The sequence below is a fragment of the Chitinophaga flava genome, assembly GCF_003308995.1.
Taxonomy (GTDB): domain Bacteria; phylum Bacteroidota; class Bacteroidia; order Chitinophagales; family Chitinophagaceae; genus Chitinophaga; species Chitinophaga flava.
Genome location: NZ_QFFJ01000002.1, coordinates 3016850 through 3035511, shown reverse-complemented (window position 1 = coordinate 3035511; position 18662 = coordinate 3016850). Strand labels below are relative to the sequence as shown.

General features: G+C 47.9%; 2 protein-coding genes (1 of these 2 cut by a window edge). Both read left to right on the top strand.

Annotated elements, in window-relative coordinates:
• A protein-coding gene (locus DF182_RS27860) for a non-ribosomal peptide synthetase (RefSeq protein WP_113619032.1) crosses the window boundary here: on the top strand, window positions 1-5694 show its 3' portion. 4113 nt of this gene lie to the left of the window's left edge; 5694 of the gene's 9807 nt are visible here — the last part of the coding sequence; its start codon lies beyond the left edge, outside the window; it ends in the stop codon at window positions 5692-5694.
• On the top strand, window positions 5691-18662 hold the full coding sequence (locus DF182_RS27855) for a non-ribosomal peptide synthetase (protein ID WP_113619031.1): 12972 nt from the start codon (window positions 5691-5693) through the stop codon (window positions 18660-18662). The genes DF182_RS27860 and DF182_RS27855 overlap by 4 nt, the downstream gene beginning before the upstream one ends.

The window sequence follows — 18662 nt, the reverse complement described above, 5'->3', positions numbered from 1 at the left end:
TGCCTCGAGCAAAGTTCAACCCTGTTCATGGGCCTGCTGGCAGGCGTTACAGCCTTGCTGCATCGCAACAGCAACCAGGAAGATATTATCATCGGCAGCCCCGTTGCCGGCAGGGAGCATGCAGACCTGACGGAACAGATCGGGTTTTATCTTAATACCCTTGCATTACGCATACAGCTAAACGAAAACACTTCTTTTGCTGAACTCCTCCAACAAGCCAAACAAGTCACTACAACGGCCTACCAGCATCAGGCATTTCCTTTTGATCAACTACCGGATGCCCTGAACTTACAGAGAGATCTGAGCCGAAGCCCACTGTTTGATGTGCTGATCGACTATCATTATAACAAAGAAAAAACCAATGTCCAGCAACAGTTATCCGGACTGACCATCAGCAAATATCAGGCAGACGCGCCAGCAGTCAGCAAATTCGACCTCACCTTTATTTTTATGGAATCGGCAGAAGGACTGGACCTGCTGATGGAGTATAACACTGATTTGTTTGAAGAAGCGACCATCCATCGTATGTTTACCCAGCTGGAAGAATTGATGATAGCGGGTATCAGCATGCCTGATAAGGCTATCGCCCAGCTTTCCTATATTCCAAAAGCAGAACAGCAACAATTACTAAAAGCGTTCAATACCACTCCTGCCCTCTATGAAGGCCTTACTGATGTATTAACGTTATTCAGAAAGCAGGTAAAACAACATCCCCAAGCCACGGCTGTCATATTTGAAAACACCGCTCTCTCCTATCTACAGCTGGAAAAGGCTTCTGACCGACTGGCATTTTACATCAAAACACAGCACAATATCCAGCCGGACCAGCGTGTAGCACTCATGATGGACCGCTCCGAAAAGACCATCATTGCCATGCTGGCGGTTTTAAAGACCGGAGCCGCCTTTGTGCCGGTAGACCCCGTGTATCCTCCTGCGCGCAAACAGTATATCATACAGGATGCAGCCGCAGTATTGCTGATTACTCAGACAGACTACATTTTTGATATTGATTATTATCAGGGACCGGTGTTTGCGGTAGATGCCCAGCTGGATGGACTTCCGGAAGCAGATAAGATTGTTTGGACTGATATCCCCGGTGATAACCTTGCTTACGTGATCTATACTTCCGGATCTACCGGGCAGCCTAAAGGTTGTGCCATGACTCATGCCAACCTATCCCATTATATTCAATGGGCCAATGCTTACTACTTCCATAACAGCAAGGCACCTCACTTTGCGCTCTTTACTTCTATCTCCTTCGATCTGTCTATTACCAGCATATTCTCTCCGCTCACGTCCGGTGGAAGGATAACCGTGTACAATCAACAACTGGATGTTGCCACCGTACTGCAGCAATGCTGTAATCCGCGCAGCGGTGTAAATGCGATAAAGGTCACGCCTTCGCATGTGAACATGATCGCACAGCTGAACCTTGCCAAAACAGCCATCCACACGGCTATTCTCGGAGGTGAACAGGTAACGGCAGAACAAGTACGTACACTTAAACTGCTCAACCCACAGGTAAAAGTCTATAACGAATACGGACCTACGGAAACAACTGTAGGTTGTATCGTAAAAGAACTTGATGAACATACCCCTGTCCTCATCGGCAAACCCATCTACGGCATAGAGATTTTTATCCTCTCTCCGCAGGGGCAGCTTTGTCCGATAGGCATTCCGGGAGAAATCTGCATCAGCGGCGCAGGTCTGGCCAGGCAGTATCTCAATAATCCGCAGCTCACAGCCCGGAAGTTCGTTCCTAATCCGTTCCGCCCCGGACAACGCATGTATAAGACCGGTGACATCGGCAGGTGGCTTCCCGACGGACAAATACAATTTATCGGCAGAAAAGACGAGCAGGTGAAGATCAGAGGGTATCGTATAGAACCCGGTGAAATCGAAAATGTGCTGCTGACATATCCAGGTCTTTCCAGCGCAGTAGTAATACCGATCAATAATAAAGATGGGGATAAGGAACTGGCAGCTTATCTGGTGAGCGATCAACAGCTCTCTACAACGGAACTACAGTCATTCCTGACTGCACAGCTGCCGGCGTATATGCATCCGGGTTATCTTATTCAGCTGGAAACATTGCCGCTCACCCATAACGGAAAGGTTGATAAATCAAAGCTGCCAGCACCTACTTCAGCGCTCGGGCTGGAAACGGCATATGTAGCACCGGCCAACGAAACAGAACAGCAGTTCGTTGACATCTGGCAGGAGATCCTGGGCAAAGAAAACATTGGCACAGCTCATAGTTTCTTCCTCCTTGGTGGTGACTCTATCAAAATACTACGTATGCTCGCTGCCGTTAAAAAAGTTACCCAGCTAGACATTTCAGTCGCGGATGTATACCAACACAATACCATCGCTGAGCTGCTGGCACACGTACAATCCGGCGCTCCACAGAGAACCCAGCAACAGGCAGAACGACTGCAAAAAGAAACAGCAGTAAAAGCAGCCATCCAAACGCTGAAAGACACGGTACTGCAACAGATCGAAGATGTCGACAATATTGAAGACATCTATCCGATGAGTGATATTGAAAAAGGAATGGTCTTTGAATCCGTGCTGCACAAACAACAGGGCATGTACCATGATCAGATGGTGCACCAGCGCAGCTTCCCTGACTTCAATCCACAGCGCTTCCAACAGGCGCTGCAGCTACTGGCTGACAAACATGCTATTCTCAGAACTGCTTTCAACATCACTGATTTTGATAAAGAGCTGCAAATAGTTTATAAAAAGATAGAAGCCGGATTACATTACGAAGACCTGACCCATCTAAACAAACAAACCCAGGAAAGCGCTATCCGCGACTTCCTGGCTGATCAGATGCAGCTGCCGTTTGACACCACCGTTGCCCCATTGTGGAGAATGGCAGCCTTCAATCTGGGCAATAGTGACATCCTCTTTGTCTTCCAGTGTCATCACGCTATCATCGATGGATGGAGCGATGCGCTCTTCATGACGGAGCTCAACAATCTTTATTTACAACTAGCCACCAATCCAGGTTTCACCCCTGAAAAATTAAATATCTCCTATAAAGATTTTATCATACAACATGAGATAGACAAGGCAGATGATAACATCAAGACGTTCTGGAAACAGGACCTCTCCGATGCCGTACGCCTCGATATTTTCACGACCGAAAAGAAACTACAGGTCCTGCACTATCCACTGGAAAAGGCATTAATGCAAAAGCTGAAGCAGGCAGCCACCACACTACAGGTTTCCGAAAAAGCTATTGCTTTCAGCGCTTACCTCTACCTGCTCAAGGTGCTCAACTTTGATCAGCAGGTATTGACAGGGCTGGTCACCAATATGCGGCCTAATCTGCCTAATAGCGATCAGTTGCTCGGTTGTTTCTTAAACACCATTCCTTTTTATCTGACGGTAGACGAACAGCAAACCGGCGTCGAACTGGCCCTCAGGGTACATGAAAAAATGGTTTTGCTGAAAGACAAGGAAAGACTCAGCATGTTCGAAATCGGCAGGTTACATAACAAAGAACAGGCCGGCAATCCTTTCTTTGACGTACTCTTCGACTATGTGGACTTCCACGTTTTTGATGAAGTACAGGAACAGGAAAGAGCTGCAGCTATATCTTCCCTTGGTATTACCGGCGGTATTGATCTCACCAACACTTACCTGGACTTCATGATCAATCGTACCAAAGGTCATGATATTTTGTCCCTGCGGCTTACACATGAACTTAAAGCAGGTATGCGGCCTTCAGACCTGGTGGAGATATTTACCGGTATACTGGAGCATATCACTACTACCCCGTCACTGCCACTTCATAAAATCAACTATATATCTGAAACACAGCAACAGCAATTACTCCAGGCGTTTAATACAGTGCCGGCGTTATATAGTGGTTATACTTCAGTACTGGATTTATTTGCCGAACAGGTAAAACAGCATGCAGATGCTGCCGCAGTTGTGTTTGAAAACACTTCACTTTCCTATCGGCAGCTCGATGACATGTCAAACAAACTGGCATCACATCTGCACACACAATACAGCATACAACCCGATCAGCGCATAGCGCTCATGATGGACCGTTCCGAAAAAACCATCATCGCCATGCTGGCTGTTTTAAAGGCAGGAGCTGCCTTTGTACCGGTAGATCCAGTATATCCGCCTGCCCGTAAACAGTTTATCATACAGGATGCAGACACGGCACTACTCATCACTCAAACAGATTATATATTCGATATAGGTTTTTATCAAGGCCCGGTTTTCGCTATTGACGCGGAGCTGGAAGTTATAACAAACAATCATCATCTACCTGCTAAGCATGAGGGGCAGTTGCAGCAGTCTCCACAGTGGCTGGCCTACGTGATCTATACTTCCGGATCTACAGGTCAACCTAAAGGCTGTGCGATGACTGCTGCTAACTTATCCCATTACATCCGCTGGGCTAACGCCTACTACTTTGGAGCGGACGGCGCTCCCCATTTTGCACTCTTCACCTCTATCTCCTTCGACCTGACTATCACCAGTATTTTCTGTCCGCTTACTTCCGGCGGTACACTCACCGTGTACAATCAGCAACTGGACATGGCGACGGTACTACAGCAATGCTGTGATCCGCACAGTGGCGTAAACGCCATCAAGGTCACTCCTTCACATGTGAATATGATTGCACAGCTGGGTCTGACAACTACCGCCATCAGCAAGGCTATTCTCGGAGGAGAGCAGGTAACGACAGAGCAGGTGCGTGTACTCAGATCCCTGAATCCGCAGATGAAGGTCTATAACGAGTACGGACCTACGGAAACGACTGTAGGATGTATTGTAAAAGAGCTTGATGAACATACACCCATCCTCATCGGCAAACCGATTTCCGAAACGGAGATTTTTATTCTCTCCTCCCAGGGACAGCTTTGCCCGATAGGTGCACCGGGAGAAATCTGTATCGGTGGTGCCGGGCTGGCAAGGCAGTATCTCAACAACCCTCAGCTTACTGCACAGAAATTTGTGATGAACCCTTTCCGTCCGGGACAACGCATGTACAGAACCGGAGACCTCGGCAGATGGCTACCTGACGGACAGATACAGTTCATCGGCAGGAAAGATGAACAGGTGAAGATCAGAGGTTATCGTATAGAACCCGGTGAAATCGAAAATGTGTTGCTCGCCTGCCCCGGTGTGGATGCCGCCATTGTACTGCCATGGGCCAACCAGGCGGCAGAAAAGGATCTTGTGGCATACCTCTTAGGAGAACAAGCACTCTCCATAGCAGACATCAAATCGTTCCTTACTACGCAACTACCTGCGTATATGCATCCGGGTTATTTTGTCCAGCTGGAAACATTGCCACTGACACATAACGGCAAAGTTGACAAAACCAGGCTGCCATCCCCTGCAGAACAGGCTTCCGGAGGGGCCGTCTATGTAGCTCCTACCAATGACATAGAACAACAGCTGGTAGACATCTGGCAGGAAGTCCTGGAAAAAGAAAGAATAGGTATCAAAGATAATTTCTTCGACCTCGGCGGACACAGTCTTTCTGTAGTCCGGATTCTTTCGAAAATCCGCAATAAATATAATGCAGACCTCAAAATGGATATCCTGTTCAGCAACCCTACCATTGAATTTATCGCGCTCGAAATAGCCAGACATCAATGGGCTACCACAGGAAATACGCACTCAGGATTGAATGAAAAGTTAACGGTTACAATATGAAAAAGCTACAGCATATCATCGATCAGCTGATCAAGCTGAATATACATATACACGTTCAGGGCAATGATCTCAAAATATCAGGCTCCCAGGAAAATATTACACCTGAAATCATCCAGCTTATCAGGGAGCATAAAGCCGGACTGCTGGAATTTCTGCAATCCATCAATAAACAATCCGATGCAGGCATTAGTCCAGCTGCCTTTCAGGAGGATTATCCACTATCTTCCTCCCAGCACAGATTATGGGTATTGAGCCAGTTTCCCGAAGGCAGTGTTGCCTACAACATGCCTGGCGTGTACCAGTTTGAAGGCAATCTTGACATCGATGCACTTACCAATGCCTTTAACCGGCTGATTGACAGGCATGAAAGTTTGCGTACTGTTTTTGTGCAGAATGAACAGGGAGAACCCAGACAACGGATACTCCCCGCAGATAAAACAACCGCTTTTGCAATTAATACGCTGGACCTTAGGTCCACACCGCAACTGGTGGACCAGCACATACAACAGGATTTTCAGCAACCATTTGACCTGAAAAACGGGCCACTCCTCCGCGCCGCCTTATACCAAACCGCTGATGACAAATGGGTATTCACCTATCTGATGCATCATATCTGCAGCGATGGATGGTCTATGGACATCCTGATTAAGGAACTGCTACTGTTTTACAATAGCGCCGTCACCGGCCAGCAGATTGAGTTACAGCCACTGGCCATACAATATAAAGATTATGCCTGCTGGCAACAGCAGCAACTTAGTGGAGATACCTTGCTACAGCATCGACAATACTGGATGCAGCAACTACAGGCACCGCTGCCAGTGCTGGAACTGCCACTAGACAAACAAAGGCCTGCGATTAAAACCTACAACGGTAACAACGTTTATAAGAAGCTAAATACGCAGGTGGCAGAGAAGCTGACCAACATTTGCCGCCAGCAGGATGCGACCCTGTTCATGGGCTTACTTACAGGAGTGACAGCACTGCTCCATCGCTACAGCAACCAGGACGATATCATCATCGGCAGCCCTATTGCCGGCAGGGAACAAACCGCACTGGCCGAGCAGATAGGTTTTTATCTGAATACGCTCGCACTGCGCCTGCAGCCGGGAGAAAACACCTCTTTTGCAGCCCTCCTGCAACAAGCCAAACAAGTGACGCTACAGGCCTATCAGCATCAGGTATATCCTTTTGACCAGCTCCTTGATGCATTGGAACTACAACGGGATATGAGCCGGAACCCGCTGTTTGATGTCCTCATCGACTATCACCACAACAAGGAAAAAGCAAGCACCCAGCGGCAGTTACAAGGACTGAAAGTAAGTGGATATGAGGCAGATGTACATCCGGTGAGCAAGTTCGATCTCACTTTTATGTTCATCGACAACCCCGAAGGTCTTCATTTATTGATAGAATACAATACAGACCTGTTTGAAGAAACGACTGTCCATCGTATGTTTACCCAGCTGGAAGAACTGATAACAGCCGGTATCAGCATGCCTGACAGGGCTATCGGTCAGCTTTCCTATATTCCGGAAGCAGCACAGCAACAATTACTAAAAGAATTCAATACCACTCCCGCCCTCTATGATGGACATATACCTGTATTAACATTATTCAGAGAGCAGGTAGAAAAACAGCCACAGGCCACGGCTGTAATATTTGAAAACACCGCTCTCTCCTATCTTCAGCTGGACGAGGCTTCTGACCGGCTGGCATCTTATATTAAAACACAGTACAATATCCAGCCAGACCAGCGCATAGCGCTCATGATGGACCGTTCTGAAAAGACCCTCATTGCCATGCTGGCGGTTTTAAAGGCCGGAGCGGCTTTTGTACCGGTAGATCCCGTGTATCCGCCGGCACGTAAACAGTATATCATACGGGATGCCGAAGCAGTGCTGCTGATCACTCAGACAGATTATATTTTTGACATTGACTATTACCAGGGACCAGTGTTTGCGGTAGATGCCCAGCTGGATGGACTTCCCGAAGCGGATAAAACTATCCTCTCTATCGGCAGCGCTGATGATCTGGCTTATGTGATCTATACTTCCGGCTCTACAGGGCAGCCTAAAGGTTGTGCTATGACTCATGCCAACCTGTCCCACTATATACAATGGGCCAATGCCTATTATTTCAAAAATAACGAGGCGCCTCATTTTGCACTCTTTACGTCTATCTCTTTCGACCTGTCTATCACCAGCATATTCTGTCCGCTTACGGCCGGTGGTACCATCACTGTATACAACCAGCAACTGGACGTTGCCTCCGTGCTGCAACAATGCTGTGATCCGCGCAGTGGCGTAAATGCGATCAAGGTCACGCCTTCGCATGTGAACATGATCGCACAGCTGAACCTTACCGAAACAGCCATCCACACCGCTATTCTGGGTGGTGAGCAGGTAACAACAGAGCAGGTGCGTGTTCTCAAGTCTCTCAATCCACAGACAAAGGTCTATAACGAATACGGACCTACGGAAACAACCGTGGGATGTATCGTAAAAGAACTTGATGACCATACACCCATCCTCATCGGCAAGCCCATCTATGGTATAGAAATCTTCATTCTTTCTCCGCAGGGAGAACTTTGCCCGATAGGCATTCCGGGAGAAATCTGCATCAGCGGCGCTGGTCTGGCAAGGCAGTATCTCAACAATCCACAGCTCACAGCACAGAAGTTCGTTCCTAATCCATTGCGCCCCGGACAACGCATGTATAAAACCGGTGACCTCGGCAGATGGCTCCCTGACGGACAAATACAATTTATTGGCAGAAAAGACGAACAGGTAAAGATCAGAGGCTACCGCATAGAACCCGGTGAAATCGAAAATGTGCTGCTGACATATCCGGGTATTTCCAGTGTAGTGGTAATACCGATCGGTAATAAAGATGGCGATAAGGAATTAGCAGCTTATCTGGTGAGTGAAGAACAGATCACTATAGCTGAGCTACAGTCATTCCTGACGGCACAGCTACCAGCGTATATGCATCCCGGTTATCTTATCCAGCTGGAAACATTACCCCTCACCCATAATGGAAAAGTAGATAAATCAAAGCTCCCGGCGCCCACTTCAGCTCTGGAAACAGCATACATAGCGCCAGTCAACGAAACAGAACAGCAGTTCGTCAACATCTGGCAGGAGATCCTGGGCAAAGAAAACATCGGCACAGCCCATAGTTTCTTCCATCTCGGCGGCGACTCCATCAAAATACTACGTATGCTCGCTGCCGTTAAAAAAGCTACACAGCTGGATATTTCAGTAGCCGATGTCTACAAACACAACACCATCGCCGATCTGCTGGCGCATGTACAATCCGGTGTACCGCAGAGAACACAACAACAGGCCGAACGGCTACAAAAAGAAACGGAAGTAAAAGCGACTATTCAAACGCTGAAAGAGGCTGTACTACAGCAGATTGAAGACACCAGCAATATCGAAGACATCTATCCGATGAGCGATATTGAAAAAGGAATGGTCTTTGAATCCGTACTGCACCGGCAACAGGGCATGTACCATGATCAGATGGTGCACCAACGCAGTTTTCCTGATTTCAATCCAGACCGGTTCCAACAGGCACTGCAGCTGCTGGCTGACAAACATCCTATTCTGAGGACTGCTTTTAATATCACTGATTTTGACAGAGAACTGCAGATAGTCTATAAAAAAATCGAAGCTAAATTACATTACGAAGATCTGACCAGCCTGAGCAGACAAACACAGGAAAGCAGCATCCGGGGCTTCCTGGAGGAGCAGATGCAGCAGCCGTTTGATACTACCCAGGCTCCGCTGTGGAGGATGGCCGCTTTCAGGCTTGGCATTACGGAAGTCGTGTTCGTTTTCCAGTGCCACCATGCCATCATCGATGGATGGAGCGATGCACTCTTCATGACTGAATTGAACAATCTTTATTTGCAACTGGCCACCAATCCGGGTTTCATTCCTGAAAAATTAAATGTCTCCTATAAAGATTTTATCATACAGCATGAAACAGACAAGGCAGACGACAACATCAAAACATTCTGGAAACAGGACCTTGCCGATGCAGTACGCCTGGACATCTTCACAACCGAAAGTAAATTACAGCTCCTGCATCATCGCTTTGACAGCACCTTGATGCGGCAACTTGAAAAAACAGCTGCCACACTGGGTACTTCTGAAAAAGCAATTGCCCTTAGCGCCTATCTCTATCTGCTCAAGGTGCTCAACTTTGATCAGCAGGTAATGACAGGAGTGGTTACCCATATGCGGCCTAATCTGCCAGGCAGTGATCAGCTCCTCGGCTGCTTCCTCAACACCATCCCTTTCTACCTGGCTGTAGACGAGCCACAGACCGGCGCCGAACTAGCCGCCCGTGTACACGAAAAAATGATATTGCTGAAGGATAACGAAAGACTCAGCATGTTCGAAATTGCCCGTTTACACAACAAAGAACAGGCTGGTAATCCTTTCTTTGATGTACTCTTCGACTTCGTTGACTTCCACGTTTTCGACAATATACAGGAGACCGATCAGTCTTCCACTCTGCCCTCCCTGAATGTAGTAGGTGGTGTAGACCTTACCAATACCTATCTCGACTTCATGATCAATCGTACCGGCGGCAACTATGTGCTGTCACTCCGGTTGACCCGTGAACTGAAAGCTGGACTGCAACCCGCCGATTTAGTGGCGATGTATACCGCGATACTGGAGCATATCGTTACCACTCCATCACGCCCGCTGCATCAGGCTGGCTATATCCCTGAAACACAGCAACAGCAATTACTCCAGGACTTTAATACCATCCCCTCCTTATACAATGGTTATATTTCAGTAGTGGATTTATTTGCCGAAAAGGTGAAACATCATGCAGATGCTACTGCGGTCGTATTCGAAAACACTTCGCTCAGCTACCGGCAGCTTGATGAAATTTCAAACAAACTGGCAGCTTATCTTATCACACAATACAACATACAACCCGATCAGCGTGTAGCACTCATGATGGAACGTTCAGAAAAAACCATCATTGCTATGTTGGCGGTTTTAAAGGCTGGCGCTGCATTTGTACCGGTAGACCCGGTATATCCACCGGCGCGCAAGCAGTATATCATACAGGATGCAGCCGCTGCACTGCTGATCACACAGACAGACTATATCTTTGATATCGATTATTACCAGGGACCGGTATTTGCGGTAGATGCTCAACTGGATGGACTTCCGGCCGCGGATAAAACAATATTCCCTATCGGCGGTGCTGATAATCTGGCTTATGTGATCTACACTTCCGGGTCCACCGGACAGCCTAAAGGTTGCGCTATGACCGCCGCCAACCTGTCCCATTATATACAATGGGCCAATGGCTACTACTTTAAGAATGGTCAGACGCCTCATTTTGCGCTCTTCACCTCCATCTCCTTTGATCTGTCTATCACCAGTATATTCTGTCCGCTTACGTCCGGAGGGGCACTCACTGTATACAACCAACAACTGGACATGGCAGCTGTATTACAGCAGTGCTGCGATCCGCGCAGTGGTGTCAATGCTATCAAGGTCACACCTTCGCACGTGAACATGATCGCACAGCTGAATCTTGCTGAAACAGCCATCCATACCGCTATTCTCGGGGGTGAACAGGTAACAACAGAACAGGTTAGTATACTCAAATCACTCAACCCCGGGATGCAGGTGTATAACGAGTACGGGCCTACGGAAACAACCGTTGGATGTATCGTAAAAGAACTCGATGAACATACACCGGTCCTCATCGGCAAGCCCATCTCCGAAACAACCATATTTATCCTTTCCTCCCAGGGTCAACTGTGTCCTGTGGGAGTTCCGGGAGAAATCTGTATCAGCGGCGCAGGTCTGGCAAGACATTATCTCAACAACCCACAGCTTACCGCGCAAAAATTTGTTCCCAATCCATTCCGGCCAGGTCAACGCATGTACAAAACCGGCGACCTCGGCAGATGGCTCCCCGATGGACAAATACAGTTCATCGGCAGAAAAGACGAGCAGGTGAAGATCAGAGGCTACCGCATAGAACCAGGTGAAATCGAAAATGTATTACTCACCTATCCGGGAGTAAATGCCGCCATCGTATTGCCATGGACCAATCATACCGGCGATAAGGAACTGGTAGCCTATCTGGCCACCAGAGAACAGCTTGCAACCGCAGATATCAAAACGTTCCTGGCCGCACAGCTGCCAGCGTATATGCATCCGGGTTATTTCCTGCAACTGGAGGCCTTGCCACTCACGCATAATGGCAAAGTTGATAAAAGCCGCTTACCTGCGCCGGATGCCACTCACGAAAGAAATGTAGCATACATGGCCCCTACCAATGAAATTGAACAACAACTGGTCAATATCTGGCAGGACGTCCTCGGAAGAGAAAACATCGGTATACTGGACAGCTTCTTTGACCTCGGCGGGCATAGCCTCTCGGCCATCAGACTGGTGAACCAGTTGCAGAGGGCGTTTAAAGTGAAGATAGATCTGAAAGATATTTTTGCGAGAACAACGCTGCAACAACAGGCATTGCTGATAGCCGAAACGGATAACATCGCAATTAACCACATAATACCGGCTACTGTTCAGGCAGACTATCCGCTATCTTCCTCCCAGCACAGACTTTGGGTATTAAGCCAATTCCCCGAAAGTAACATCGCCTACAATATGCCAGGGGTCTACCTCTTTGAAGGAGCCCTCAACATCAATATACTCAACAGCGCTTTTAATAATCTCATAGCCAGACATGAAAGTCTGCGTACCGTATTTGTGCAGAATGAACAGGGAGAACCCAGACAACTGATACTGCCCGTATATAAAGCAGGTACCTTTGCTGTCAACGTTCTGAACCTCAGCGCCACACCACAACTGGTGGACCAGCACATACAGCAGGATTTCCAGCAACCATTCAACTTGAAAAACGGCCCATTATTGCGGGCCACCTTATACCAGGTTGCTGATGACAAATGGGTATTCACCTACCTGATGCATCATATCTGCAGCGACGGATGGTCTATGGACATCCTGATCAGGGAACTGTTACTGTTTTACAATAGTGCTATCAGCGGCCAGCAGATTGAATTACAGCCGCTTAACATACAGTATAAGGATTACGCCTGCTGGCAACAACAGCAGCTCAGCGGAGAATCCCTGCTACAACATCGCCAGTACTGGATGCAACAGCTGCAGGCACCACTGCCAGCGCTTGAACTGCCGCTTGACAAACAAAGACCTGCACTCAAAACCTATAATGGTAATAGTATTATCAAACCGGTGACGCCTAAAGTCGCGGAGGCGCTGAAATCCCTTTGCCGTCAACAAGACACCACGCTGTTCATTGGTTTACTCACAGGGGTAACTGCATTACTCCATCGTTACAGCAACCAGGATGATATTATCATCGGCAGCCCTATTGCCGGCAGGGAACATGCTGATCTGGCCGAGCAGATAGGGTTTTATCTGAATACCCTCGCATTACGCATGCAGCTGGAAGAAAACACTTCCTTTGCCGAACTCCTGCAACACGCCAAACAAGTGACCCTGCAGGCCTATCAACATCAGGTATATCCCTTTGACCAGCTCCTTGATACGCTGGAACTGCAGCGGGATATGAGCAGAAGCCCGCTGTTTGATGTACTCATCGATTATCACCACAACAAAGAAAAAACAAGTACCCGGCAACAGTTACAAGGATTGAAAGTGAGTGGATATGAAGCTGGCGTACATCCTGTGAGTAAGTTTGATCTCACTTTTATGTTTGTCGATAATACCGATGGCCTCCATTTATTGATAGAATACAATACAGATCTGTTTGAAGAAACAACCGTCCAGCGTATGTTTACTCAACTGGAAGAATTGATGGTGGCGGGTATCAAGACACCAGACAAGGCTATTGCTCAACTTTCCTTTATTCCGGAAGCAGAACAACAGTTACTACTAAAAGACTTCAATACTACTCCCGCCCTCTATGAAGGCCATACAGATGTATTAACATTATTCAGAGAGCAGGTAAAACAACATCCGCAGGACACGGCAGTCGTATATGAAAGCTCTGCCCTCTCCTATCTCCAGCTGGACGAGGCTTCTGACCGGCTGGCATCTTATATCAAAATACAGTACAATATCCAGCCAGACCAGCGCATAGCGCTCATGATGGACCGTTCTGAAAAGACTATCATTGCGATGCTGGCGGTTTTGAAGGCAGGTGCTGCTTTTGTACCAGTAGACCCGGTGTATCCGCCGGCGCGCAAACAGTATATTATACAAGACGCCGCGGCTGTACTGCTGATCACTCAAACGGATTATATTTTTGATATTGATTATTACCAGGGACCGATGTTTGCGGTAGATGCCCAACTGGATGGACTTCCGGAAGCGGATAAAACAATACTAACTATTGGCGATGCTGATAACCTCGCTTATGTGATCTATACTTCCGGATCTACCGGGCAGCCTAAAGGTTGCGCCATGACCAACGCCAACCTGTCCCATTATATACAATGGGCTAATGCCTACTACTTTAGAAATGGCCAGGTGTCTCATTTTGCGCTCTTTACTTCTATCTCTTTCGACCTGTCTATAACCAGCATATTCTGTCCGCTCGCATCCGGCGGTACGCTCACTGTATATAATCAGCAGCTGGACGTAGCCTCCGTACTGCAGCAATGCTGTGATCCCCGTAGTGGCGTTAATGCGATCAAGGTGACGCCTTCGCATGTGAACATGATCGCACAGCTGAACCTTACCGAAACAGCCATCCACACAGCCATTCTGGGCGGTGAACAAGTAACAACAGAGCAGGTGCGTGTTCTCAAATCTCTCAACCCGCAAATAAAGGTTTATAACGAATACGGGCCTACGGAAACAACGGTGGGATGTATCGTAAAAGAACTTGATGAACATACATCGATCCTCATTGGTAAACCCATCTATGGTATAGAGATCTTCATACTCTCTCCACGGGGAGAGCTCTGTCCAGTCGGAATTCCAGGAGAAATCTGCATCAGCGGTGCTGGTTTGGCAAGGCAGTATCTCAACAATCCGCAGCTCACAGCACAAAAATTCATTCCTAATCCATTCCGCCCCGGACAACGCATGTACAAAACCGGTGACCTCGGCAGATGGCTCCCTGACGGACAAATACAATTTATCGGCAGAAAAGACGAACAGGTAAAGATCAGAGGCTACCGCATAGAACCCAGTGAAATCGAAAATGTACTGCTGACATATCCGGGTATTTCCAGCGTTGTCGTAATACCAATCAATAATAAAACCGGTGATAAAGAATTAGCAGCTTATCTGGTAGGTGAAGAACCAATCTCTATAGCTGAACTACAATCATTCCTGACGGCACAGCTACCAGCGTATATGCATCCCAGTTACCTTATTCAACTGGAGGCATTACCACTCACCCATAATGGGAAAGTGGATAAATCAAAGCTCCCGGCGCCCACTTCAGCTCTGGAAACAGCATACATAGCGCCAGTCAACGAAACAGAACAGCTGTTCGTCAATATCTGGCAGGAGATCCTGGGCAAAGAAAACATCGGCACCGGCCATAGCTTCTTCCATCTAGGCGGCGACTCCATCAAAATACTACGTATGCTCGCTGCCGTTAAAAAAGTTACACAGCTGGATATTTCAGTAGCCGATGTATATAACCACAACACCATCGCTGAGCTGCTGGCACATGTACAATCCGGTGCACCGCAGAGAACACAACAACAGGCCGAACGTTTGCAAAAAGAAGCGGCAGTAAAAGCGACTATTCAAACGCTGAAAGAAACTGTTCTGCAACAGATAGAAGATGCCGACAATATCGAAGACATCTATCCGATGAGTGATATTGAAAAAGGAATGGTCTTTGAATCTGTCTTACACAAACAACAAGGCATGTACCATGATCAGATGTTGCACCAGCGCAGCTTCACAGACTTCAACCCAGATCGGTTCCAACAGGCGCTGCAGCTGCTGACGGATAAACATCCTATTCTGAGGACTGCTTTTAACATCACTGATTTTGACAGGGAGCTGCAGATAGTTTATAAAAAGATAGAAGCCGCGTTACATTACGAAGACCTGACTAAGCAGAACAGACCGACACAGGAAAGCACCATCCGGGACTTCCTGGCAGAGCAAATGCAGCAGCCGTTTGATACTACCATTGCCCCGCTGTGGAGGATGGCGGCCTTCAAACTTGGTAGTGCAGAAGTCGTATTCGTATTCCAGTGCCACCACGCCATCATCGATGGATGGAGTGATGCGCTCTTCATGACGGAGCTCAACAATCTTTATTTGCAACTGGCCACCGATCCGGGTTTCATCCCCGATCAATTAAACATCTCTTATAAAGATTTCATTATACAGCATGAAACAGACAAGACAGACGACAACATCAAAACGTTCTGGAAACAGGACCTTGCTGATGCCGTACGCCTGGACATCTTCACGACTGAAGATAAATTACAGCTCCTGCATCATCACTTTGACGGCGGCTTAATGCGGCAACTGGAAAAAACAGCTGCTACTTTGGGTACTTCCGAAAAAGCAATCGCTCTCAGCGCCTACCTCTATCTGCTCAAGGTGCTCAACTTTGATCAGCAGGTACTGACCGGACTGGTTACCCATATGCGGCCCAATCTGCCAGGCAGTGATCAGCTCCTCGGCTGCTTCCTCAACACCATTCCCTTCTACCTTACTGTAGACGAGCTTCAAACCGGCGCTGAACTGGCCACCCGTGTATACGAAAAAATGATATTGCTGAAGGATAACGAAAGACTCAGCATGTTCGAAATTGCCCGCTTACACAACAAAGAACAGGCTGGCAATCCTTTCTTTGATGTGCTCTTCGACTTCGTTGACTTCCACGTTTTCGATAACATAGAAGAATCCGGGCAGCCTTCAGGTCTCCCCGCCCTGGATGTAACCGGTGGCGTAGACCTCACCAATACCTTCCTGGACTTCATGATCAATCGTACTGGTGGCAATTATGTACTGTCGCTCCGCCTGACCCGTGAACTCAAGGCCGGCCTCCAACCGGAAGATTTAGTGGAGATGTATACCGCCATATTGAAGCATATCATTACCACGCCGACGGCTCCGCTACATCAGGCCAATTTCATCGCAGCAGCGCAACAACAACAATTGTTAACAGATTTTAATGCCATACCGGCACTGTATAGTGGCAGCACATCCATCCTGGAATTGTTTGCGGAGAAAGTAAAGCAACAGCCCGATACAACAGCGATTATCTTTGAGAACACTTCACTGTCCTACCAGCAGCTCGATGATGCATCTGATAGCCTGGCATCGCATCTGATAACAACCTATCATGTCGGGCCCGATCAGCGCGTGGCGCTGATGATGGACCGTTCAGAAAAAACCATCATCGCCATGCTGGCGGTTTTAAAGGCCGGAGCGGCTTTTGTACCGGTAGACCCGGTGTATCCGCCGGCACGCAAGCAGTATATCATACAGGATGCTGAGGCGGTGTTGCTGATCACTCAGACAGATTATATTTTTGATATTGACTATTACCAGGGACCAGTGTTTGCGATAGATGCTCAACTGGATGGACTTCCGGCTGCTGACAAAACATCACTGTCTATCAGCGGCACTGATAACCTGGCTTATGTGATCTACACTTCCGGATCTACCGGCCTGCCTAAAGGTTGCGCTATGACCAACGCCAACCTGTCTCATTATATCCGGTGGGCCAATGCTTATTACTTCAAAAATAATGAGGTGCCTCATTTTGCACTCTTTACCTCTATCTCCTTTGACCTGTCTATCACCAGCATATTCTGTCCGCTTATAGCCGGGGGTACACTCACCGTATACAACCAACAGCTGGATATGGCGACTGTATTACAACAATGCTGTGATCCACATAGTGGTGTAAATGCGATAAAGGTTACCCCTTCACATGTGAACGCGATTGCGCAGCTGAATCTCAATAAAACCGCCATCAGCACAGCTATTCTCGGTGGTGAGCAGGTAACAACAGAGCAGGTGCGGGCGCTTAAATCGCTCAACCCTTGGATGCAGGTCTATAACGAATACGGACCTACGGAAACAACGGTCGGATGTATCGTCAAAGAACTCGATGAACATACCCCCATCCTCATCGGTAAACCCATCTCCGGCATAGAGATTTTCATCCTCTCTCAGCAGGGGCAGCTTTGCCCGGCAGGCATTCCGGGAGAAATCTGTATCAGCGGTGCAGGTCTCGCAAGACAGTATCTCAATAATCCTCAACTCACCGCACAGAAGTTCGTTCCTAATCCATTCCGCCCCGGACAACGCATGTACAAAACCGGAGACCTCGGCAGATGGCTGCCCGACGGACAAATACAATTCATCGGCAGAAAAGACGAGCAGGTGAAGATCAGAGGATACCGCATAGAACCCGGTGAAATCGAAAATGTGCTGCTGGCCCACCCCGGCGTGAATGCGGCCATTGTCCTGCCATGGACTAACCATACAGGCGACAAGGAGCTGGTAGCATATCTCGTGGGTGAGCAAACAATTGAAGTAGCAGCACTGAAAACCTTCCTGTCTGTACAGCTGCCGGCGTATATGCATCCGGGTTATTACCTGCAGCTGGACACCCTTCCGCTCACGCCTAACGGTAAAGTTGACAAAGCCAGGCTGCCAGCACCATCTGAGCAGACCACCGGACGCGCCGAATATGTAGCCCCCACCAATGACACTGAACAACAATTGGTGTACATCTGGCAGGAAGTACTCGGAAAAGAAAAAATAGGCATCAGGGATAACTTCTTTGATATGGGAGGCCATAGTCTCACCGCTATCCGTCTGATCACCCGTATCAAAAAAGAATTCTCCATAGAAATAAACATGAAGGATGTCTTCGCAGATCCAACCATTGAAGTACTGGCAGACCTCATCAATAATGATCTCTGGCTACAGGATTCTATGGAAGAAAACGATGACGTGTATAGCGAAATAAAGCTGTAG

Coding starts and splice junctions, on each gene's coding strand:
- DF182_RS27855 (WP_113619031.1), top strand. CDS start 5,691: ATGAAAAAGCTACAGCATATCATCGATCAGCTGATCAAGCTGAATATA.